Genomic DNA, 20,822 nt, shown 5'->3' on the forward strand with positions numbered 1-20,822 from the left:
CCTGACAGACACACACCGGTACACGAGGAGAAACCATCATGGCCGACGCACTCGAGCAGAGCGCACTGAAAGACGTTGCGTACGCGGGAAGCGACTTTTCGTCGCTGCTGCAGAAAGAATTCAAGCCGCGCAGCGACGAAGCCAAGAGCGCCGTCGAAGCCGCCGTGCTCACGCTGGCGCAGCAGGCGCTGAGCAACAGCACCGTCATCGGCAAGGACGTGACCAAGTCGATCCAGGCCATGATCGCCGCGATCGACGCCAAGCTCACCGACCAGGTGAACAAGATCATCCACCACCCCGACTACCAGAAGCTCGAGAGTGCGTGGCGCGGCCTGCACTACATGGTGAACAACACCGAGACCGACGAGAACCTGAAGATCCGGGTGATGGACATCTCCAAGCAGGAGCTGGCCAAGAACCTCAAGAAGTTCAAGGGCGCGGCCTGGGACCAGAGCCCGATGTTCAAGAAGATCTACGAGGAAGAGTACGGCCAGTTCGGCGGCGAGCCCTTCGGCGCGCTGGTGGGCGACTACCACTTCGACCAGAGCCCGCCCGACGTCGAGATGCTCGGCGAGATGGCCAAGATCGCCGCCTCGGCCCACGCGCCCTTCATCACCGGCGCGAGCCCCAACCTTATGCAGATGGAGTCGTGGCAGGAGCTGGCCAACCCGCGCGACCTGACCAAGATCTTCTCCACGCCCGAGTACGCCGGCTGGCGCAGCCTGCGCGAGTCGGACGACTCCAAGTACCTGGGCATGTGCATGCCGCGCTTTTTGGCGCGCACGCCCTACGGCGCCAACACCAACCCGGTGGAAGAGTTCGACTTCGAGGAAGACACCGCCGGCGCCGACCACAGCAAGTACGCCTGGGCCAATGCCGCCTATGCGATGGCGACCAACATCAACCGCTCGTACAAGCTGTACGGCTGGGGTTCGCGCATCCGCGGCATCGAGTCGGGCGGCGCGGTGGAAAACCTGCCGCTGCACACCTTCCCCAGCGACGACGGCGGCGTGGACCAGAAGTGCCCCACCGAGATCGCCATCAGCGACCGGCGCGAGGCCGAGCTCTCGAAGGCCGGCCTGCTGTCGATGATCCACCGCAAGAACTCCGACTTCGCGGCCTTCATCGGCGCCCAGTCGCTGAACAAGCCGGCCGAGTACGACGACCCCGATGCCACGGCCAACGCCAACCTGGCGGCGCGCCTGCCCTACCTCTTTGCCTGCAACCGCTTTGCGCACTACCTGAAGTGCATCGTGCGCGACAAGGTCGGCAGCTTCAAGGAGCGCGAGGACATGCAGCGCTGGCTCAACAAATGGATCATGAACTACGTGGACGGCGACCCCGCCAACTCGTCGGAAACCACCAAGGCCCAGAAGCCGCTGGCTGCCGCCGAGGTGATCGTGGAGGAAGTCGAGGGCAACCCGGGCTACTACACGTCCAAGTTCTTCCTGCGCCCGCACTACCAGCTCGAAGGCCTCACGGTCTCGCTGCGGCTGGTGTCCAAGCTGCCCACGGCCAAGGGCGCCGGTTGAAAAAAATCTGCGGATTCTTCTTGAATTCCCGGTTCCGTTTCGTTCTATGAGTAGCTGCCGGGCATCGGAACTTTTCTCCCACCGCCGGCAGCCATTTTTTCCGTTTCGATCATCAACCGCCCGAATGCAATCGGGTTCCAAGGAGTAGGAACATGTCATCTGACTTTCACATCAAGCTCGACGGCGTCAAGGGCGAGTCTTCTCACAAGGACCACAAGGACGAGATCGAGATTTCGTCGTGGTCCTGGAACGTGAGCAACGCATCGGGCGCGGGATCGGGCGGCGGTTCGGGCAAGGGCAAGGCCACGCCGGGTGAATTCAACTTCACGCACGTCTACGACAAGGCATCGCCCGTGCTCGCCAAGAACTGCGTGAGCGGCAAGCACTTCAAGGACATGGTCATGACCTGCCGCAAGTCGGGCGAAGGCCAGCAGGAGTACCTGAAGGTCACGCTCAAGGAAGTCTTCATCTCCAGCGTGGGCCCCGGCGGCGCACAGGGCGGCGACGTGCACGAGCAGGTGTCCTGCAGCTTCAAGGACATCGAGTTCGCCTACAAGGGCCAGGACGACAAGGGCGCCGGCGGCGGCGAGGTGAAGTTCGGCTGGAACGTGGCCACCACCGAAACCCGCTGACGGGCGACGGACTCGTCAGCCCAGTCCGCCCCTGGCACCCCACGGTGCCGGGGCCGGTCCCTGCCCGTGTCCTCACCGGAGCAATGCCATGGCATTCAGCACCACACTCATCGGTACCAGCGGCAAGCTGCACACGACCTACAACTCCGATTGGTCGGTCGGACGGATCGGCTCCAACACGCGTGAAGACGTGATGCTGGTGCAGGCCCTGTTCAAGATCTTCTACTACGAGCTGCTGGGCTTCAACCACGACTTCGACCCGCCCCCCGGCGCGACCGAGGTGATCGTGGTGGACGGCTACTACGGGCCGGTCACGCAGAAGCACATCACGCACTTCCAGGAACAGGCGATCGCGCGCGGGCGCAAGGTCCTGCCGGACGGCATCTTCGATCCCTTCCGCGAGCCCGGTGCGTCCAGCACGATCAGCAAGACGCGCTACGCGCTCGACCTGCTGAACAACGGCTGTGCCAACAGCTGCGAAGAGCAGAACATCAACAACTACAGCAACCTGCCGAACCGGGAAGACATGCCCGCGTTGCTGCGCAGCGCACTGAAGAAAGTCAAGAAGAAGGCCAGCAAGTACAGCTGAACAGTCTCAGCGGCCCCAAGCAAAACGCCCATCCATCGGATGGGCGTTTTGCTTGAAGGATGGCGCCACGCTCAGGGGTCTGTCGACGCGACGTTCTCGGGCAGCAGCCGCGTCAGGTCGTCGTCGGCGTCCTCGATCACCCACAGCGTGAGCGCCGTGTAGTTGTCGTGGCCCGGCTTGGCGTTGGCCTTGATCTGCGCGTCGAGCAGCTCGGTCCACTGGCTGGGCGTGCGCGATGCGTGCAGCGTGTCGACCAGGCACTCGTCGCCCAGCGGCTCCCACACGCCGTCGCTGCACAGGAGCAGCACGTCGCCGGGCAACAGGCGCATGCGGTCGGACACCGCGATGTCGGGCGCCTCCTCGATCGAGCCCAGTGCCGACAGCAGCATGTTGCGCTGCGGATGCAGGCGCGCGCCCTCCTCGTCGAGCATGCCACCCGCCACCATCTGCTGCACCAGGCTGTGGTCGGTGGTGCGCGCCACGATGGCGCCGCCGCGAAACAGGTAGGCGCGGCTGTCGCCGCTGTGCACCCAGGCCAGCACCTCGCGCTCCAGGTCGATCACCGCGAACACCACCGTGGAGCGCATGCCGGCGAGCTTGCCGCCTTCGGCCTGGCGCGCCACCACGTCCAGGTTGGCGCGCTCGATCAGCGCGCGCAGCGCGGCCTCGTCCAGCGAGGGCGCCCCCGAGAAGCCGCCGAGCACGCTGGCGCGCACCGTGGCGGCCGCCACGTCGCCGCCGCCGTGGCCGCCCGCGCCGTCGGCCACCAGGCAGGCGACATAGCGCTCGTCGTGCCAGTGGCCGTGCACGTCCTCGTTGTAGGTGCGCCCGCCCTGCCGGGAGAGCGTGACGATTTCGATTTCCAAGCGGGGTGCCTCGCGAGTGCTGGGGTTGTTCTGGTGGTCTTCAGGTGTCGGACTTCAGGCGCGCCATCTGCTCTTCGTAGGCCGCGAGGAAGGCCTTGCCGAAGAGGCTGTGGAAGTCGTCCTCGGCCTCGCTCGCGATGCCGCCGTACAGCGCCACGAACTGGTCCCAGAGCTTGGCCTTGCGGTTGGCGGCAAAGAGCGCGTCGAGCGCGGTCTTCGCGCTGATCTTCTTCTCGAGCTCGGCCGGCTCGAAGCGCCCGATGACATGGGCCAGCGCCGCGCGCATGCCCACCATCACGCCGAACTGGTGCGCGCGCAGGTCGTCGAAGGCGTCGCGCATCGCGGCCTCGGGCGGCATGAAGCCGCGCACGCCGGGGCCCAGCAGGTGCGCCAGCGCGACCTCGACCGTGGGCGAGAACTTGAGCGGGTTGTTGGCTTGCGACGCGATCATCGTGACCTCGGCGCGCACCTCGCGCTTGAACTCCTGGCGCGTGAGCAGCAGCTGCAGCGTGCCTTCGGTGGACGTACGCAGCATCGCGCCGATGCGCTCCATGAGGCCGGGCGTGAGCATCTCGGGCGGCTGGTGCGTGCTGGCCAGGCCGCGCAGGAAGGCGGCGAGCAGTTCGTCGTCGGAGGCGGCGCGCGTGGACGCGGCTGCTGCGGGTGCCGGCGGCGCGACGTACACGGGCGGCGGCGGTGGCGGAGGGGGCGGCGGCTCGGCCACGCGGCCGGCGTTCTCGGGCCCGCTGATGCGGATCGGCTGGCCGGTCACGTCGTCGAACTTCGCAAGCGGGGCCACGGGCGCAGGCGCAGGAGGAGGCGGCGGCGGTGGCGGCGTGATGGCTTTCGGCGGCTCGAAGCCGAACTGGTCGATCGGCAAGTGATCGGAGCGCGGCACCGGCGTGGCGGGCGCCGCGCGCTGCAACGCGGCCAGCGGGTCGGCGTCCGATGCGGTGTTGGGCTGCAGCAGCGGATCGGCCAGCGGCGACAGCGCGAGCGGATCGCCGCCGATGCCGCCGGCGCCCGGCGACCCGCCAAACAGGTCGTCGATGCTCGCGGCCTTGCCGTGCGCGGGCGGCGCGCCCAGGTCGGAAAAATCGTCGAGCGCACCGAGCCCCGCAGAAGGTGCGGCCGACGGCGTGGGGCCCAGCAGGTTCGCGAACGGGTCGACCTGGTCGGCCTGCGCATTGCGCGAGCCGCTGGCCATGGGGTCGGGAAAGAGCAGCGACTCGGCGGGCGCGGCGGCGGCGCGGGCTGCAGCAGGCGCCGAGGCAGGAGCGGCCGGCGACCCGAGTCCCGCGAGCAGGTCGGCGAACGGATCGTCGCTGCTGGCGGCGGGCGCGGCGGCCGGCGCCGACATCACGGTGTTGGGGATGACCGGCGCGCGGGGCGCCGCCGCAGCGGCCATCACGCGCACCGAGAGTTCGAAGCTGCCGATGACAAGGCGCGCACCGTCCGTCAGCGCCGCTTCCTTGCCCGCGCCCAGCGACACGCCATTGCATTGCATCGCGTTGCTGCCGCGGTCGACGATGAAGTACTGCCCGTCGCGGCACAGCACCTGCGCGTGCACGCGCGAGACGGTGCGGTCGGGGTCGTCGAGCACCAGCGTGTTGGTGTCGGCACGCCCGATCGTGCCCCCGCTGGGACCGAAATCGGCGGCAATGGCCGGCCCTGCCGGGGCGCCTTGCCGTGTGATGACAGCGATATGGATCATGAGTCGGCCCCCGGGGCGGTTACGCCCGAACACGGCCCGCGCGTGCGCGGGCGAAGTCCAAAGGAGTATTCATTCCGGGGGGCGGGTTGGCAATCTCGCCGGAAGAGGTATGCCGTAGCAGCGCGGTGGTGCCAAGGTGCGCACGGCACCTCAGGGCGCCAGCAGGAGCACCAGCGTCTGGCTCGGCACGGTGCGCACGCCGGGGCAGTTGGTGCTGTTCTGCAGCGAGGTGCTGGTCAGGCGCGTGGCGGGCATGCTGTTCAGCAGCACCGTGAAGGCGCCTGTCAGATGGCGGCTGGGCCCCATGACCGTGCCGGACGCCACCCCCAGCAACACGCCCGGGTTGTCGCCGTTGGTCATGGGAATGACCGTGCCGAGGTTGTGGGCCGGCGTGCACATGAACAGGATCGTCGGGCAGTTCGGAATGGCCATCGGCCCCATCGCGATGTTCGGATAGGGCACCGGGATCGGCGAGGGCGCGGCGGGCGTGATGCAGACATCGGGAAACCCCATGTCCGTTCCCATCATCTGGCAGTTGGCGAACATGGTGCTGCCTCAGCCGAAATGGATCTGCGCGCCGCGTGTCTTCACGAGCTTGGCGCCGTTGATCAGCGCATGCTCGCCGCGCAGGTGCAGCAGCTCGGTCGCATCGCATTCGATGTGGGCCGCATTCACGCGGTCCAGCCCCTTGGTCGTGCGCAGGTAGTGCTGGCTGAAGTGGTTGACGCGGTCCATCACCGTGCTCAGCAGGCTGCCCACGAGCTTGACCGTGCCGGCGATCATGCGCACCCGTTCGCCGATGAACTCGGTCGAATCGAGCGACACGGTGGCGGTGGCGGCGCGCACGCCCAGGCGCTGCGACGCCAGGTGCAGTTGATCGGCTTCGAGCGCGAGCTGCCCTCCGTCCACCACGAGGCGCGTGTCGCCGCTGCACCGGAGCACGCGTTCCTGCGTGCCGGCGCAGCGTTCCAGCACCGAGAGCACCCAGATGTCGCCGGGTGCCGTGCCGAAGCACAGCACGGTGTCACCGGCCGCCGGCACCAGCAGGCAGCCTGCGGCCGTTCGCACGGCCGTGACCTCGGCGCCCTGCCGGACGCACAGCGTGCCGTTGCATCCCGCCTCCAGCAGCGCGGTCCAGCAGCGCTCGGGCGATCCTGCCGGCGGCACGGGCTCGGCGTCGATCGGCCTGGCGCCGCGCGGGGCGGCGACGGGGCGGCGGACGGGGTGGTGGGCGATGGTTGTCATGGCAGGGCTTCCAATGGAAAGAAGGGGCATCGGCCGGCAGCGTCTCAGGCCGGCAGGGGGCGCCAGTCCTCGGCTTGCGCCAGCTCGGGATCGGTTTCGATCGCACGGGTGCGATCTTCGATCTGCGCCTCGTCGGTCAGGGCCCGGTGCAGGCAGGTGCGCGCGAGGGTCGCACCGCGCAGGTCTGCCTGGTGCAAGTGCGCGTGGCGCAGGTCGGCGTACGTGAGGTCCGCCCCGTTGAAGCGCGCCCGGTCCAGCACGGCGCCGGCGAAATGGGCCTGGTGCAGGCGTGCGCCACTGAAGTTCGCCTGCGGCAGCCTGGCGCCGGTGAACAGTGCCTGCGTCAGCACGGCACTGGAGAAATCGACACCGGCCCCTTCGGCCTCGCAGAACAGGGCCAGGGGCGCGTCGATGCGGTCGAAGCGCGCCTCATCGAGCGTGGCGCCCTGAAAGTTGCACTGGCGCAGCGGCGCCCCGCTGAACTGGGCACCGCGCAGGTCGGCGTTCGCGAACTGGCAGCTCTCGAGCGCGACGCCGTCGAACGACACGCCGGCCAGCTGCGTGGTGGAGAACGCCACGCGCAGCAGGTGGGCGCCGCGCCACGCCACATGGCGCAGATCGCAGCCGGCCACGGTCACGTGCGTCCAGCGCGTCGATTCGGCCCCCAGGTCGATCAGGCTGCTCTCGGTCAGCACGCAGGCGTCCAGCAGCGCACCGCGCAACATCGCGTGATCGAGGCGGGTCTTGGTGCAGGCGAGCATGCTCAGGTCGGCATCCGACAGGTTCGCATGCGGCGCCTGGCATTCGCTGAACACGGCCGCGTGCAGGCCGGCTCCGTGCAGGTCGACGTGGTCCATCAGGCACTGGTTGAACACGGCGCGCTGCAGCCGCGCCCCGCCCAGCAGCGCGCCGCGCAGGTCGCACTGGTTGAACACGACCTCGCGCAGGTCGGCCCCGCGCAGATCGGCCTTGGCGAAGTTCACCCGGTCGAACAGCCCCCCCGCCAGCTGTGCATTCGAGAAATGACCGCCCGACAGGTCGAGCCCGGCAATCGACTCGCCGAGCAGCACGGCCAGGGTCAGCGTGGTGGTGTTCATCATGGCGCCGTCCTCCTCATGCGCCTGCGGCCTGCTGCTCGGGCGTGAGCCGCGGCCATGTGCGCGCGCGCTGCAGCAGGGCCCCATCGAAGCGCACGTCGCCGTCGAGCCGGGCGCGCGACAGGTCGGCAGCAAACAGGTTGCTGTTGCGCAAGTCGCAGCCGCGCAGGTCGGCGTGCTGCAGGATCGCCTCGCTGAAGTTCACGCCCGCCAGCCTGGCGCCCCGCAGCACGGTCCGACGCAGCAACGCGCCCTTGGCCGAGGCCAGCCGCCAGTCGCTGTCGGGCAGCCGGGCCTCGCACAGGTTGGCGCCGTCGAGCACGCTGCCGCGCATCCGCGCGCGCGACATGTCCGCGGCGCCGAAGTTGGCGCCCTGCATCCGGGCTCCGGAAAAGTCCGCGTCGGCCAGGTCGCAGTGCTGGGCGAACACCATGCCCGTGCCGCGTGCACCGCCAAAGCGGGCGCCGGTCAGCTTGCAGGTGATCAGGTTGGCCTGGGCCAGGTGGGCTTCGCGGAAGTCGGCCTCCGTGAGGTCGCATTCGACGAACTGGCAGCCCACGAGATCGGCCTCGGCGAGCGAGAGACCCGGCAGCGACAGCCGGTAGAAAAGCTGCTCGGGCGCCTGCAGCCCGTGCGCATCGGTGCCGTCCCAGCGCGTGCCGATCAGCATGGCGCCCTTCATCTTGGCGCGTCGCAGCGAGAGCCCCCCCAGGTCGGCATGCGACAGCTGCGTCGCGCTGAAATCGGCCTCGTCGAACACCGCGCCTTGCCAGCGCGTGCAACCCAGGTTGGCGCCCTGAAGGATGGCCCGGATGCCGATCGCGCCGTCGAGGTTCGCATGCGCCAGCACCGCCGCCGTGAAGTTCGCGCCCGACACGTTGGCTTTTCCGAAGTCCACGCTCTCGAGCCACGCGCCGGCGAAGTTGACATCGCGCAGGTCCAACCCCGAGAAGTCGGCGCCGGTGAAGTCCATGCCGCCGAAGAACCGCAGTCCGCCGGCCAGTGCCTGCTTCATGCCGTCCTTCAGTGTCTGGGCCTGCGCCGCCTGCATCGCGGGTGCGGGCTGCTGCGCGTGTGCGCCCTGCAGATAGCCAAGCCGCTCCATCGCTTCCTGCTGCAGCAACTGGCCATGCACGGCCGCGAGGTCGAACGCACCGGTCGCGCCGGCGTTCGCGCCCTGGAGCTGCGCCAGCGCCACGTCTGCATTGAAGAGCGGCGGCCCCCGATGCTCGATGGGCTTCATGGCCGGGTTCGCCTTGCGTGCCGCCACCGCCTGCTCGAGGGCATCGAGCGCATCGTCGACGGCCGCCAGCTTCTGCGCTTCGGCCTCCTGCAGCTTCTGCTTCAGGTGGGCCACGCGCTGCGCCGGCGCTGGGGGCGCTTCGCGCGACGGCATGACGATGCCCATGGCATCCGGGTCGCGGCCGCTGGCGCGCACCTCTTCCCGCGCGAGGGCCACGTCGATCTCGGCGCGGCGGTACTGCGCCTGCGCCTGCAGGCCCTGGCTCGCGAAGGCCTCGGCGGCCCGCTCGGCCTCGGGGTCCACCGCGTCCAGCCCCTCGGGCAGCAGGTCGCTGTCGTCCAGGCATTCGACCCCGCCCCATCGCGGGTCGGCGCGTCGCGCCAGCGCATCGAGGTAGTGGGTGTCGGGCCGCGACGCATCGACGCGCTCGACGGCGCCGAGCAGCCCGTGCACGTCGGAGCCGTCGTCGGTGGCCACCTCGGCCAGCCCCTGGAACAGCAGCAGCGCCCGCTCGGCATGCGGAAAGAACCAGACCGTCGTCAGGCGCAGCGGCACTTCGCGCAGGCGCGGCTCGGCGGCGCCGACGGCTCGGTAGTCGGCGAACACACGCGCACGCAGGCCGGGCAGCCGGCCTTCGAGCCGCGGCTTCTGCGGATGCATGTGATCGAACTGGAAAGGCTCGTCGCCGCGCAACGGGGCGTCGAACCACTGGTCCTCGGGGGCGAGATTGAAATAGCGCCAGTCCAGGTCGGGCGCGAAGCCCGGCGCATGCGCCTTGAGGTAGTCCGCGTCGTAGGTGCCGCGAAAACGCGCGCGCTCCGGATGCATCGGCCCCCGCAGGCCGAAGCCGGCGGGCGCCACGGGCTGTGCCGGATCGCGCAGGGGCTGATCGGGCCGCTCGATGTTGGGCAGCCGATGGAACCCGCCTTCGGGCACCGCGCCGATGCCCTCGGGGTTGGCCGGCACCGCGGCGCCCCCGTAGGCATGCGTGGCGTCGATGGGCATCGCGTCGAACGGCAGCGGCGCACTGGCCTTCGTGCCCTCCCAGTGGCGATCGCCGAAGACGAGCAGGGTCTTGCTGCGGCTGCCCAGCCGCGCGCGCACCGCGCAGGCGCTCGGGCTTTCAGCGGGAGGAAAGGCTTGGCCGTGCACGAGGAACTCGGGCGTGAGCTTGGCCACGCCCTCGTCGACCAGCGGCACCGCCATCTCGCGTCCGATGAAGTTCCAGGCCGACTGCTCGCCCCACAGCGTGCCGCCCTCGGCCTGCTCGAACGGCACGTGCAGCATGGCCGTCACGCACAGGCCGAAGCGCTTGCGGTACTCGATCGGCCGGGTGCTCAGGCAGACAGCCTGGGGTTTGACGACTTGCATGATGATTCGCGCGCTGGCCTTCTTCCCGATCAGCCGTTGGGATGGGTGGGGTTGCCGGCGTCATCGCGGCCGAGCAGCTCGCCGGCGCCGCGTTCGCTGCCCACGGCGTCGACGCCGGGGATCATGCCCAGCAGTGCCAGCACCGCGCCGCCGGTGCCCACCGTCGCGACCGTGAGGGCGCCGTCGTTGAGATTGGTGCTCACCAGATTGCGCATGCGCTCCAGCCGTCCGCGCATGCCGGGGATGCGGTCGATGTCGCTGCTCGAGAGAATTTCGTTCATCAACTTCCTCGCGTCGGCGTACTGGGAACCCAGGGACGCCGCGCCGCTGATCATGGAAACGGCACCGTACGCAAGGCTCGCGACTGCCCCCACCGTCCCGGCGGTGGCCATGGCGCCCGTCGCGGCGGTGCCCGCCCCGGCCCCGGCGCCCGGCATGATCGAATGCAGCGGGGCCTGCCGCACCGAGGTGCCGTCCCGCTCGATCTTGAGGCCGGCCACCGATTCCATGCTGATGGCCAAGGTGTTGTCGACCTTCAACCCGAGGAAGTTCGACATCGCGATGCCCAGCGCGTTGTCCATGCTCAGCCCCATGAAGGTCGAGCGGGCGACGCCGAGATTGAAGTCGGTGTTGTTGCCGATGTAGCCGCTGGTGTTGGGGCCGAGCACCGTGGTGTTCGAGCCCACCGACACGGTGTTAATGTTGCCGATGGCCACCATGTTGAGCTCGGTGTTGCTCACCAGCGTGTACTTCTGGAACGCCGCGGCATACGGTGCGGCATTGGCATCGATCTTCATCGAGTTGCCGCCGGTCACCTTGAACTCCATGTGCCCGGCCTCGAAAAGCATGGTCGGGGCCTTGTACTTCACCCCGCCCTTCACCGTGACGGTCTGCGTGCCCGTGACCGTGCGCGTCTCGTTGCCGCCCGTGATGTCGGTGCGGTTGCCGTCGGACTGGATCTTGTGATGGCCCTTCACCAGCAACGCATGGTCGATGTCGACATTCGTGGTCTGGTAGCCCACCACATGGTTGTCCTGGTTCTTGCCGACCGTGAGCTTCTGGAACTTCTGGATGATCGTGGTGTCGTTGTTCTCCACCGTCGTCTTGCGGTCCCGCACGACCGTGGAGGTCTGGTCGCGCTTCACGGTCACGGTCTGGTCGCGGTCCACCGTGGTGGAGTCGTCCAGCTCCACGCTGCGGCTCATGTTCTTCTCGGCGTGGATGTTGATGTTCTCCTCGCCCTTCTTGTCCTCGAACATGATCTCGTTGTAGTTGTTCACGCCGCCGCCCGGCGTGGACCGGGTCCGGAAACCGCTCTGCGTGGGCGACTTGTACGGAATGGGCTGGTCGTCGTTGTAGACCCGGCCCACGATCACCGGGCGGTCGGGGTCGCCGTTGAGGAAGTCGACGATCACCTCCTGGCCGATGCGCGGCGCGAAGTAGCCGCCCCAGCCCTTGCCGCCCCAGGGTTGCGACACGCGCACCCAGCAGGTCGACTTCTCATTGCTCTCGTCGTAGCGGTCCCAGTGAAAGTGCACCTTCACGCGGCCGTGGTCATCCACGTGCAGCTCGTCGCCCTTGGGGCCGACCACGATGGCCGTCTGCGGGCCGGGCATGGTCACGCGCGGCGTGAGGCGCGGCGCGCGGAACGGCCGGTCGACCGGCATCACGGTGAGCAGGAACAGGCTGCTGCCGGTCTGCGCGGCGGCCAGCGCGGGCGTGGCGGCGATCAGCTCTTCCAGCACCGGCAGGGTGTCGGCGTTCACGGCGTCGTCGCGCAGCACCTCGGCCAGCGCGCGCTGCACGGGCTGGGCCGGCGCGCTGGCGCTCACGCCCTCGTAGCCGCGGTGGCTGGCGATGAAGGTGCAGGCAGCGATCACGTAGTCGCCGTTGCGCGTGCCGTCGGGGTCGTCCTCGAACTTGAAGCTGCGCCCCGCCGCCACGTCGGGCCAGGGCGTGAACGCCCAGTGGCGGTCGCGGCGCGCATTGAGTTCGTCGCCGCGCAGCTTGGCGCGCGTCTCGGCGTCGTCGCCGCTGAAGTAGCCGCCGGGGAACTCGAACATCTCGAACTCGGCGAGCTCGTGCTGGTCGGAGCTGTCGATGTCGGCGCCCAGCTTCTTCTTGATGGCCTTGAAGTCGCTGTCGCGCGACGAGTGCTTGCCGGTGTCGAACTGCCGCGCGCTGACCCAGCGCGAGATCTCGTTGAAGCGCGGCTCGGCCGCGTGGACCGCCATGTGGCGCAGCGTGTCGGTCGCGGGCAGCTTGTCGTGCGCCAGGTCGCTGGCGTCCGACAGGTGCATGGTGCCGGGCGCGTCGTGCGCGTCGAACCAGTAGTAGATGCCTTCGTCCTCCAGCAGGCGCGACAGGAACTGGTAGTCGCTCTCCTGGTGCTGCACGCAGTAGCGGCGCGGGTTGTGCGTGCCGATGACGTTGGTGGCCTTGGTCTTCTTGAAGCGCTTGATCGGGCTGTCCTCGAACACCGCGTCGAGCACCTCGAGCACCTTCTTTTCCTGGTGGATGCGCGAGTTGGCGCGCTTGGTGAGCAGCCAGAACCACGAGCGCAGCGCAATGCGGTACTCGTAGTGCCGCCCGATGTGGCCCGCGCGCACGAAGCGCACCGCATGGCCCTGGCAATGCCGCTCGTGCGCACCGCCGTCGGCGTCCTTGAACTCGATGACCACGTCGAAGGCGTGGCCCAGGATGTCCTTGGCGGCGAGGTCCTTGTTCCTGGACAGCACGGTGAGCTCGTAGGCCGCGGGCCGCGCCAGCGCCTCGTGCCCGACGATGCGCCAGAACATCAGGTCGTCCTTGGCGGGCGAATCGCTCTCGATGCGGAACTCGTGGTCGGCCATCTTGGGTCTCTCGGAAGTGGGGCGTCTCGCTGCGGGGTCGGTCAGTCGAACGCGTAGGTGAAGTCGGCGTCCTTCACGTCGAGCGCCACGCGGCGGATCTCGCCGCCCGAGGCCAGGCGTTGCAGGTACTCGACCGAAATGGTGGGCAACACGGTGTTGGTGAGGATCGCGTCGATCACGCGCCCGCCCGACTCCGGGTCCTGGCAGCGCGCGACCACCTGCTCGATCACCGCCTCGGTGTATTCGAAGGGCACGCCGTGGTTGGTTTCCACGCGCTTCTTGATGCGGCCCAGCTGCAGCCGCACGATCTTCTTCATCATCTCGGGCGACAGCGGGTAGTAGGGAATGGTGACGATGCGGCCCAAGAGCGCGGGCGGGAACACCTTCATGAGCGGCGCCTTCAGCGCATCGGCCAGCGCGTTCGAATCGGGCAGCAGCTCGGGGTCGCGGCACATGCTCATCACGAGCTCGCTGCCGGCGTTGGTGGTCAGCAGGATGATCGTGTTCTTGAAATCGATCATGCGGCCCTCGCCGTCTTCCATCCAGCCCTTGTCGAAGACCTGGAAGAAGATCTCGTGCACGTCGGGGTGGGCCTTCTCCACTTCGTCGAGCAGCACCACGCTGTACGGCCGGCGGCGCACGGCCTCGGTCAGGATGCCGCCCTCGCCGTAGCCCACGTAGCCGGGCGGCGCGCCCTTGAGCGTGGAGACGGTGTGCGCCTCCTGGAACTCGCTCATGTTGATGGTGATGATGTTCTGCTCGCCGCCGTACAGCGCCTCGGCCAGCGCGAGCGCGGTCTCGGTCTTGCCCACGCCCGAGGTGCCGCAGAGCATGAAGACGCCGATGGGCTTCTGCGGGTTGTCCAGCCGCGCGCGCGAGGTCTGGATGCGGCGCGCGATCATCTCCAGGCCGTGCTTCTGGCCGATGACGCGCTGGTTGAGCGTGTCGGCGAGCTTGAGCACGGCCTCCACTTCGTTCTTGACCATGCGGCCGACGGGAATGCCGGTCCAGTCGGCGACCACCGAGGCCACGGCCTGCTCGTCGACCGAGGGCAGGATGAGCGGCGACTCGCCCTGCACCGCGTGGATCTTCGTCTGCAGTTCGTGCAGCTCGGCCAGCAGCGTGGCGCGGTCGGGGGCGGCCTCGGCGGCGGCTTCACCGGCCGCCGGTTCGTCGACCGGCTTGTTGCCCGCGCGCAGCTTGCTGCGCAAATCGAGCAGCCGATCGACCAGCCCCTTCTCTTCCTGCCAGCGCGCATTCAGCGCTTCGAGCTGCACCTTCGACTCGGCCAGCAGCGTGGCCACGAGCGCGGCGCGCTTGGTCACGTCGATGCCGATGGCTTCTTCGCGGCCGATGATCTCCTGCTCGACCGTGAGGCCTTCGATGCGGCGCATGCAGTCTTCGACTTCGGGCGGCGTCGCGTGCTGCGACACGGCCACGCGCGCGCAGGCCGTGTCGAGCAGGCTCACGGCCTTGTCGGGCAGCTGGCGCGCGGGAATGTAGCGGTGGCTCAACTTCACGGCCGCTTCGATCGCCTCGTCGAGCAGCTGCACGCGGTGGTGCTTCTCGAGCACGCTGGCCACGCCGCGCAGCATCAGGATCGCCTTGGTCTCGTCGGGCTCGGGCACCTGCACGACCTGGAAGCGCCGCGTGAGCGCCGGGTCTTTCTCGATGTACTTCTTGTACTCGGCCCAGGTGGTGGCGCCGATGGTGCGCAGGTTGCCGCGCGCCAGTGCCGGCTTGAGCAGGTTGGCCGCGTCGCCGGTGCCGGCCGCACCGCCCGCACCGACCAGCGTGTGGATCTCGTCGATGAACAGGATGATCGGCGTGGGCGAGCTCTGCACCTCGTCGATCACCTGACGCAGGCGCTGCTCGAACTCGCCCTTCATGCTCGCGCCGGCCTGCAAGAGGCCGATGTCGAGCGTGAGCAGCTTCACGTCCTTCAGCTGCGGCGGCACGTCGCCGCGCGCCAGGCGCTGCGCGAAGCCTTCCACCACCGCGGTCTTGCCCACACCCGCCTCACCCGTCAGCAGCGGGTTGTTCTGGCGGCGGCGCATGAGGATGTCGACGATCTGGCGGATTTCCTCGTCCCGCCCGGTCACCGGATCCATCTCTCCCTTCTTGGCTTTCTCCGTGAGGTCGACAGCAAATTTCTTGAGGGCATCGCCCTTGCCCATGGCGGCCGGCGCCATGGCGCCCGAGTCTTCGCCGGGTGCACCGCTGCCCATGCCGGTGCCGTCCTGGGCGCGCATCTGCGCTTCGGGCGAGGCGTCGCAAATCTTGGGGAAGTTGTCGGCCAGGTCTTCGACCTTGATCTTCTCGAACTGCTTCGACAAGCCGAACAGCGGGTTGCGCAGGCTCTGCGTTTTCAGCATGCCCACCAGGATGTAGCCGGTGCGCACCTGCGCCTCGCCGAACTGCAGGGTGGCGTAGGTCCACGCGCGCTCGATGGCGTTCTCGATGTGCGGCGAGAAATCGCTGATGGCGGTGGCGCCGCGCGGCAGGCGGTCGAGCGCGGCCGTCATGTCCTTGGCGATCACCGACACGTCGAGGCCGTAGTGCTGGATCACGCGGTGCAGGTCGGAGTCCTGCGCCTGCAGCAGCTGGGCGAACCAGTGCTCCAGCTCCACATACGGATTGCCGCGCATCTTGCAGAAGACGGTGGCGCCCTCGATGGCCTTGTAGGCCAGCGAGTTGAGTTTGCCGAAGAGGGCGGTGCGGCTGATTTCACTCATGGAGGACTCCGTATCTCTTCTGAACGAATGAAGATGGGTTTATTGAAAAGAGGCGGGCTGCTTCGGCAGGCGCGCCCTCGACGGCTGGCTGGCAATGCGCACGTCGGCCGCATCGCGCGTGCGCGGGCGTTCGCCGAGCCACGAGACCCAGCCCAGGCGCGGACCGTTGCCCCGGGCCTGGCCCAGGCGCGTGGGCGGCACCTGTACTTTCTCGAGCACCAGCTGGGCGTCCCATTCGAGGGTGTCGCCGAGCAGCTGCTGCATCCAGCGCTGCAGCACGGGCTGCGCGTCGCCGGTGGGAAGGAACATGCGGTACTGGTCGATCGTGAGCGGCCCCAGGTGCAGGCGCACGCGGTGCTGGCGGTCCCACGCGCGCGTGCCGAGCATCGCGCCCATGCCCATCGAGCGCGAACTCTCGCCCTGCCCCAGCCGCGTGACCTCGTCCGTGGGCACGCGCATCCAGTGGCCGACCCAGCGCTCCAGCTTCACCGGCACGCCGAAATAACTGCACAGCACCGACTCCACGCTCTCCGCGTTGTGCACGCGGCGCGCGAGCCAGCCCGAGAAGTGCAGGCGCGCATCGTCGTGGATCTCGTCGCGGCCGATGCGCCCCGGCGTGCCGATGCCGATCAGCGCGCCGACCTGCAGGCGAAAGCGGTCTTCGCCCGGCCGGTCGAGCGCCACGGCCGGACGCGACTGCGCCCACGCGCGGTAGAAGTGCAGCGAGAAGCGGTGCGAGAAGGTGTCGAGAAAGGCCAGCCAGGTCGGGTCGCCGTGGTTCAGGCTGCGCTCGCGGATGAAGTCGCTCAGGTGCACCGGCAGCGGGCCGTTAGGGCCGATGTAGCCGAAGAAGTGCTGGCGCAGGCGCGGCGGCGAATGCGCGGTGGCCGGCTCGAAACGGCTGAAGCTGGCGGGCGCGAACGACAGCGAGGGCTCCTGCCCCACGCGCACCGGCTCGGCGCTGGGCAGCAAAGCGCGGCCCCAGCGCGGCGTGGTCTTCGCGACGGACTCGATGCGCCGCATCACGGCGAAGTAGTCGAAGTCCCACGGCTGCGCCGACCACCCGCGCAGCGCCTGGTCCACCCGCGTGCTCACAGAATCTGGCGTGTCCCGCACAGCGGCCTCCAGCGCATGGCTTCGCCCTTGCCCGCCACGCGCAGCACGGTCTCCACGAAGTGGTTCACCTCGACATGGCGCGCGAGAAACTGCGCCAGCACGGCGCCGAACAGGAAGGCGCTGTGGCCGTGGAAGGCGTCCTTGTCGACCTCGAGCGTCACCTCGAGCCCGCGCCCGAAGGCGATCGGGCCTGCGAGCGGCAGGCGCCGCGCCACGGGCTTGCTCTTGACCGACAGCAGGCCGCGCACCTGGCCCTGGCGCATCTCGTCGGCATGCACGGCGTAGAGCATGAGCGTCTCGCGCAGCGCGGCGGCGCCCTGCTCCGGCGTGCTGTCGGACAGCGACAGGTAATTGAGCGCCAGGTGGTCGATGACGCGCCAGCCCAGCCCCTGGCTCACGACCGGCGACACCGGCCGCGACGGCCCGCGCACCATGCGCACGCGCTGCACGGGAAAGGAGTCGACGCAGTCGAAGTCGTTGTCGCGCCCCAGCGGCATCAGAAGCGGCAGGTCGCGGTTGGTGCACAGCGCGGTCACGGCGAGCTGGCGCAGCGTGGCCGCATACGGCGCCTGCTGCGGGTCGACGATCTGCATGTAGACCTCGGAGCCGATGTGGCTGCTGCGGTGGCCTTCGGTGCGCTGGCGCACCGAGAGCATGCGCGGCTCGCGCGTGGTCGTGAAATAGGCCGGGTGGCTGTTGCGGCTGCCGTGGAAGGCCGAGTAGAACGGCCGGAACGGCTGCTCGGCCACCGCGGCGTCGGCCCCCGGCGCGCCGTGGCCGATGACCTCGGTGACGGTGTGCACCTCGAAGTCCTGCGGCCGCGTGCGGTCGGGCACCAGGTGGAACTGGCTCACGCCCTCGGTCACGGGCACGCGGTCGAGCCGCTTGGTGAACAGGTTGACGGCGGGCACGCAGTGCAGCTGCACGTTGTCGGCGCTCACCAGCTTCTCGAGCGCCGCATCGCCGCGCGAGAACAGCAGCACGATCTCCAGCTCGGTCACCGGCATCGTCGCGAGCAGCGCCTGCAGCCCGCCGATGCGCACGAACTGGAAGCGCTGCGGAAACGCGAAGTACTCCTGCAGCAGCCGAAAGCCCGAGAAGCCCGTGGCCGTAACCGGCAGCAGCGCCTCGTCGTCCCCGAAGCCGACCGCGCCGATGGCACTGCCCGGCAGGCTGCGCACCGCGCCCTGCAAGGCGCCGCCGGCCGTGAGCGGGCGCACCCACACGCCCACGGGCTGGCCCAGCGCGCATTCGTGCAACTGCCAGGCCACGTCTTCCGCGCCGCCGAAGTGCAGCACCAGGTCGTCGAGCGCGATCTGGCTGAAGTCCAGCCCCGCCGTGGCGCGCAGTGCGATGCGCAGGCCGCCGCGGATGGCGCGCGACTGCGGATGCGTGTTCAGCGGCAGGTCGGGCGCATAGGTGAAGTACTGGGCGCGCTGCACCTCGATCGGCCAGATGCGCAGCGCGGCGGCGGTGCGGAACTCGCAGTGCGTGTTCTGCCCCACGGCCTGGCGCGCGCGCAGGCCGGCGCCGCGCGGCAACGTAGGGCCGGCCGCGAGGTTGGCGTCTTCCGGGTCGGGCACGAACGACACCACGGTCATGGCCGGCGTGGGCGCCAGGAAGTGCGGGTAGACGATGTCCAGCAGGTGGCCCGTGAAGCGCGGGTATTCGGCATCGAGCTTCAGGCCCACGCGCGCCGAAAGGAAAGCCGTGGCCTCGATCAGCCGCTCCACGTACGGGTCGGCGACTTCCTGGCCCTCGATGCCCAGCCGGTGCGCGATCTTCGGGAACGCACGGGCGAACTCCGAGGCGCTTTCGCGGAAGTAGCGCAGCTCCTGCTCGTACAGGCTCAGCAGCCGAGGGTCCATGTGGACTTACCTTGGGTTTTGCGCCATGTCCACGATCTCTATGCGGCCTTCCTCAAGATCGACGCGGCTTCGCATGAGGAACTCGAGCGGCACGGGCTGCGCCCACAGCATGCCGCGGATCTGCAGGCCGATGCTGTTGTGGGACTCCAGGGCCGGGCCTTCCATGACGAGTTCGACTTCGAGTGTGCGGGACAAAATGCGCGGCTCGAACTGCAGGATTGCGTTCTTCAAAGCCTGTTCCATGCTGACACGCTGCACCGACGAGGTGAACTGGCCAGACAGCATAGGCAATCCGTAGTTGATGACGGAGCGCGCGGCATTCGGGTGCTGCTTGTCGTCCATCGACAGGCCGTGCCCCGTGGCATTGAAGAGCCAGCCGAGGTCGCGCAGCACGGCCTGGCGCAGCGCCTGCTTGGTGAGTGTGCGCTTGTCGTCGCCCTCGCGCTTCTCGTCGGGCGCGTGGTCGACGAGGCGGTCGAGCAGCGAAGGCTGCAGCCGCTCCTGCGCCGTGAGTTCAGCCACCGCCGCTGCTTTCGCCGCCCTCGGCCGCATCAACGGCAGCAGGCGTGAAGAGGATCTCGCGAACGTCCATCAGCGCGTACTCGCCGGCGTCGCTGCCGAGCACGCGCTGGCCGTAGCCGGCCCAGACCTCGGGGCGCAGTTCGCGCCACTCGGTCTTGCGCGCCAGGCGCAGCTCACCGTCGTCCTGCGCCTCGGTGCCTTCGTAGCGCGTGGGGATGAGGGCCAGCGTTTCGCCGCCGTTCTCGAACTGCAGGTGCGCGGGCATCCAGACGCAGTCGCGCAGGTCCTCGGGCAGCTCGATCTTGATGTGCGCCAGGCGCGCGTAGGGAATCCAGTAGTACTTGCCGTTGACGAAGGCCTCGAGCACCGGGCCCAGGCGCATGTCGGCGTCGGCCAGCCATTCGAAGGGCGCGCCGTCGATGGTGCCGGCGATGGCGGGCGCGCCGTCGAAGGCGCGCTGGCGCAGGTCTTCGGCCAGCCCGCTCTCGCCGCGGCCTTGCCGCAGCAGCGATTCGATGAGCAGTGCCAGCCATTCATCGGGCTGGCCGAAGATCATCGGCGTGCGCGTGCCGGCGAACACGTCGGCGCGCAGGCCTTCGCAGCGCACGGCCTCGCCGTACACCTGCTTCATGGGCACGGCGAGCGCATCGAGCTCGGCCGCGACGGTGAGCTGGTTGAGCGCGCGCTCCCACTGCCCGAGCACGCACAAGAGCTGCGCCATGAAGACGCGGTGCTTGGAGTCGGAGGGCTTGGCGCGCACGTCGTCGCTGAGGGCCTTGAGGGCGGCCACCGGGTCGGCGGCCTTGAGGAAGTCTGCGGCGGTCGTCGTCATGGCGGTGTGCTCCTGGGGGCGTTCGGATTCAGGTCCGGGTGAACTGGCATTCGCGCACCGCGCCGCGCGCGCCGCTGGTCTTCTGCGGCGCCGACTTGATCTTCACCGTGCGGTAGCTGATGGAGACCAGCTCCGAGGGCACGCCCCAGTGGCCGCCGGAGTTGAGCACCAGCCGGCAGATGCGCGCGTTCTCCAGCGAGATCTCGAAGGTCGCCTGCGCTTCGGGCGATTGCGGATCGCCGCCGGCCTTGTAGGCGCTGATGACGACCTTCAGGTCTTTTTCCTGCGCGCGCAGCAGGCTGGCGAGCGTGGCCGTGGCCGCGTCGCTGCGGCGCGCGACGACCAGGTTGTGGGGCACGACCTGGTTCTGCGCGGACGACTCGGGCACCTGCACCGACCAGTAGTAGCCGCCGATGTTCAGGCGCGCCTTGCCGTCGTCGAAGACGCGTTCGAGTTCGCCCTCGACGGGCGAGCCCTTGCTCTCGATCATCATGACCAGGTCGGTCTCGGCCGAGCCGGTGCCGATCAGTTCGTAGAACTGCCGTGCGTCTTCGGGGCTCCAGGAGCCGTCTTCGAGAAATGCCATGTCAACCTCCGGATTCGGACAA

Annotated in this window: 16 protein-coding genes; 3 read left to right on the forward strand and 13 right to left on the reverse strand. The window is 68.9% G+C overall.

Going from position 1 to position 20,822, the window contains the following annotated elements:
* The first annotated feature begins 38 nt into the window (after positions 1–38).
* From tssC to AC1RL8_RS30645, 3 genes are all read left to right on the forward strand, one after another.
* Positions 39–1,532, forward strand: coding sequence for a type VI secretion system contractile sheath large subunit (tssC, locus tag AC1RL8_RS30635; protein ID WP_062482199.1), 1,494 nt, complete (start codon positions 39–41; stop codon positions 1,530–1,532).
* Positions 1,533–1,684: 152 nt separating this feature from the next.
* Positions 1,685–2,164, forward strand: coding sequence for an Hcp family type VI secretion system effector (locus AC1RL8_RS30640; RefSeq protein WP_070063886.1), 480 nt, complete (start codon positions 1,685–1,687; stop codon positions 2,162–2,164).
* 88 nt (positions 2,165–2,252) lie between these two features.
* Positions 2,253–2,753 (forward strand): peptidoglycan-binding domain-containing protein, encoded by a 501-nt coding sequence (locus AC1RL8_RS30645; RefSeq protein ID WP_095743411.1) that lies wholly within the window; start codon positions 2,253–2,255, stop codon positions 2,751–2,753.
* Positions 2,754–2,824: 71 nt separating this feature from the next.
* Here AC1RL8_RS30645 and AC1RL8_RS30650 read toward each other — a convergent pair whose 3' ends face one another.
* The 13 genes from AC1RL8_RS30650 to AC1RL8_RS30710 all read right to left on the reverse strand — a co-directional run bounded on the left by AC1RL8_RS30650 (position 2,825) and on the right by AC1RL8_RS30710 (position 20,800).
* Positions 2,825–3,619: a PP2C family protein-serine/threonine phosphatase gene (locus tag AC1RL8_RS30650; protein ID WP_070063885.1), complete on the reverse strand. Its 795-nt coding sequence runs from the start codon at positions 3,617–3,619 to the stop codon at positions 2,825–2,827.
* A gap of 40 nt (positions 3,620–3,659) precedes the next feature.
* Entirely contained in the window at positions 3,660–5,333 is a 1,674-nt protein-coding gene (tagH, locus tag AC1RL8_RS30655) for a type VI secretion system-associated FHA domain protein TagH (RefSeq protein ID WP_492687340.1), read from the reverse strand.
* A 150-nt stretch (positions 5,334–5,483) separates the two neighbouring features.
* Positions 5,484–5,879, reverse strand: coding sequence for a DUF4150 domain-containing protein (locus AC1RL8_RS30660; protein ID WP_056584565.1), 396 nt, complete (start codon positions 5,877–5,879; stop codon positions 5,484–5,486).
* Positions 5,880–5,888: 9 nt separating this feature from the next.
* A complete protein-coding gene (locus AC1RL8_RS30665; RefSeq protein WP_492687341.1) occupies positions 5,889–6,578 on the reverse strand; it encodes a DUF3540 domain-containing protein in 690 nt (229 codons plus the stop codon).
* Between the two features lie 44 nt (positions 6,579–6,622).
* A complete protein-coding gene (locus tag AC1RL8_RS30670; protein ID WP_492687342.1) occupies positions 6,623–7,678 on the reverse strand; it encodes a pentapeptide repeat-containing protein in 1,056 nt (351 codons plus the stop codon).
* 13 nt (positions 7,679–7,691) lie between these two features.
* Positions 7,692–10,289, reverse strand: a complete 2,598-nt coding sequence (locus AC1RL8_RS30675) for a DUF2169 family type VI secretion system accessory protein (RefSeq protein WP_492687343.1) — start codon at positions 10,287–10,289, stop codon at positions 7,692–7,694.
* A gap of 29 nt (positions 10,290–10,318) precedes the next feature.
* The gene (locus AC1RL8_RS30680) at positions 10,319–13,141 is read right to left on the reverse strand and encodes a type VI secretion system Vgr family protein (RefSeq protein ID WP_492687344.1); all 2,823 of its coding nucleotides are present in this window, start codon (positions 13,139–13,141) and stop codon (positions 10,319–10,321) included.
* Between the two features lie 41 nt (positions 13,142–13,182).
* Positions 13,183–15,876, reverse strand: coding sequence for a type VI secretion system ATPase TssH (gene tssH, locus AC1RL8_RS30685; protein ID WP_492687345.1), 2,694 nt, complete (start codon positions 15,874–15,876; stop codon positions 13,183–13,185).
* 39 nt (positions 15,877–15,915) lie between these two features.
* Positions 15,916–16,971: a type VI secretion system baseplate subunit TssG gene (tssG, locus tag AC1RL8_RS30690; protein WP_492687346.1), complete on the reverse strand. Its 1,056-nt coding sequence runs from the start codon at positions 16,969–16,971 to the stop codon at positions 15,916–15,918.
* Positions 16,968–18,860: a type VI secretion system baseplate subunit TssF gene (tssF, locus tag AC1RL8_RS30695; protein WP_159278693.1), complete on the reverse strand. Its 1,893-nt coding sequence runs from the start codon at positions 18,858–18,860 to the stop codon at positions 16,968–16,970. The genes tssG and tssF overlap by 4 nt, the downstream gene beginning before the upstream one ends.
* 6 nt (positions 18,861–18,866) lie before the next feature.
* Positions 18,867–19,382 carry a type VI secretion system baseplate subunit TssE gene (gene tssE / locus AC1RL8_RS30700; protein ID WP_062481207.1) on the reverse strand — a complete coding sequence of 172 codons (516 nt, stop codon included), beginning with the start codon at positions 19,380–19,382 and terminating at the stop codon, positions 18,867–18,869.
* On the reverse strand, positions 19,375–20,214 hold the full coding sequence (locus tag AC1RL8_RS30705; protein WP_492687347.1) for a type VI secretion system accessory protein TagJ: 840 nt from the start codon (positions 20,212–20,214) through the stop codon (positions 19,375–19,377). Before AC1RL8_RS30705 ends, tssE begins: the two co-directional genes overlap by 8 nt.
* A 28-nt stretch (positions 20,215–20,242) precedes the next feature.
* Positions 20,243–20,800, reverse strand: coding sequence for a type VI secretion system tube protein Hcp (locus tag AC1RL8_RS30710; RefSeq protein WP_056584544.1), 558 nt, complete (start codon positions 20,798–20,800; stop codon positions 20,243–20,245).
* Between the last annotated feature and the right edge of the window lie 22 nt (positions 20,801–20,822).

This window comes from Variovorax sp. GW822-FHT04E09, assembly GCF_058800845.1.

Excerpts from the sequence above, each read along its gene's own strand:
- AC1RL8_RS30705 (WP_492687347.1), bottom strand. The coding sequence starts at position 20,214 with ATGACGACGACCGCCGCAGACTTCCTCAAGGCCGCCGACCCGGTGGCC.
- AC1RL8_RS30680 (WP_492687344.1), bottom strand. The coding sequence starts at position 13,141 with ATGGCCGACCACGAGTTCCGCATCGAGAGCGATTCGCCCGCCAAGGAC.
- tssF (WP_159278693.1), bottom strand. The coding sequence starts at position 18,860 with ATGGACCCTCGGCTGCTGAGCCTGTACGAGCAGGAGCTGCGCTACTTC.
- AC1RL8_RS30660 (WP_056584565.1), bottom strand. The coding sequence starts at position 5,879 with ATGTTCGCCAACTGCCAGATGATGGGAACGGACATGGGGTTTCCCGAT.
- AC1RL8_RS30640 (WP_070063886.1), top strand. The coding sequence starts at position 1,685 with ATGTCATCTGACTTTCACATCAAGCTCGACGGCGTCAAGGGCGAGTCT.
- tssC (WP_062482199.1), top strand. The coding sequence starts at position 39 with ATGGCCGACGCACTCGAGCAGAGCGCACTGAAAGACGTTGCGTACGCG.
- AC1RL8_RS30710 (WP_056584544.1), bottom strand. The coding sequence starts at position 20,800 with ATGGCATTTCTCGAAGACGGCTCCTGGAGCCCCGAAGACGCACGGCAG.
- AC1RL8_RS30675 (WP_492687343.1), bottom strand. The coding sequence starts at position 10,289 with ATGCAAGTCGTCAAACCCCAGGCTGTCTGCCTGAGCACCCGGCCGATC.
- tagH (WP_492687340.1), bottom strand. The coding sequence starts at position 5,333 with ATGATCCATATCGCTGTCATCACACGGCAAGGCGCCCCGGCAGGGCCG.
- AC1RL8_RS30670 (WP_492687342.1), bottom strand. The coding sequence starts at position 7,678 with ATGATGAACACCACCACGCTGACCCTGGCCGTGCTGCTCGGCGAGTCG.
- AC1RL8_RS30645 (WP_095743411.1), top strand. The coding sequence starts at position 2,253 with ATGGCATTCAGCACCACACTCATCGGTACCAGCGGCAAGCTGCACACG.
- tssH (WP_492687345.1), bottom strand. The coding sequence starts at position 15,876 with ATGAGTGAAATCAGCCGCACCGCCCTCTTCGGCAAACTCAACTCGCTG.
- AC1RL8_RS30665 (WP_492687341.1), bottom strand. The coding sequence starts at position 6,578 with ATGACAACCATCGCCCACCACCCCGTCCGCCGCCCCGTCGCCGCCCCG.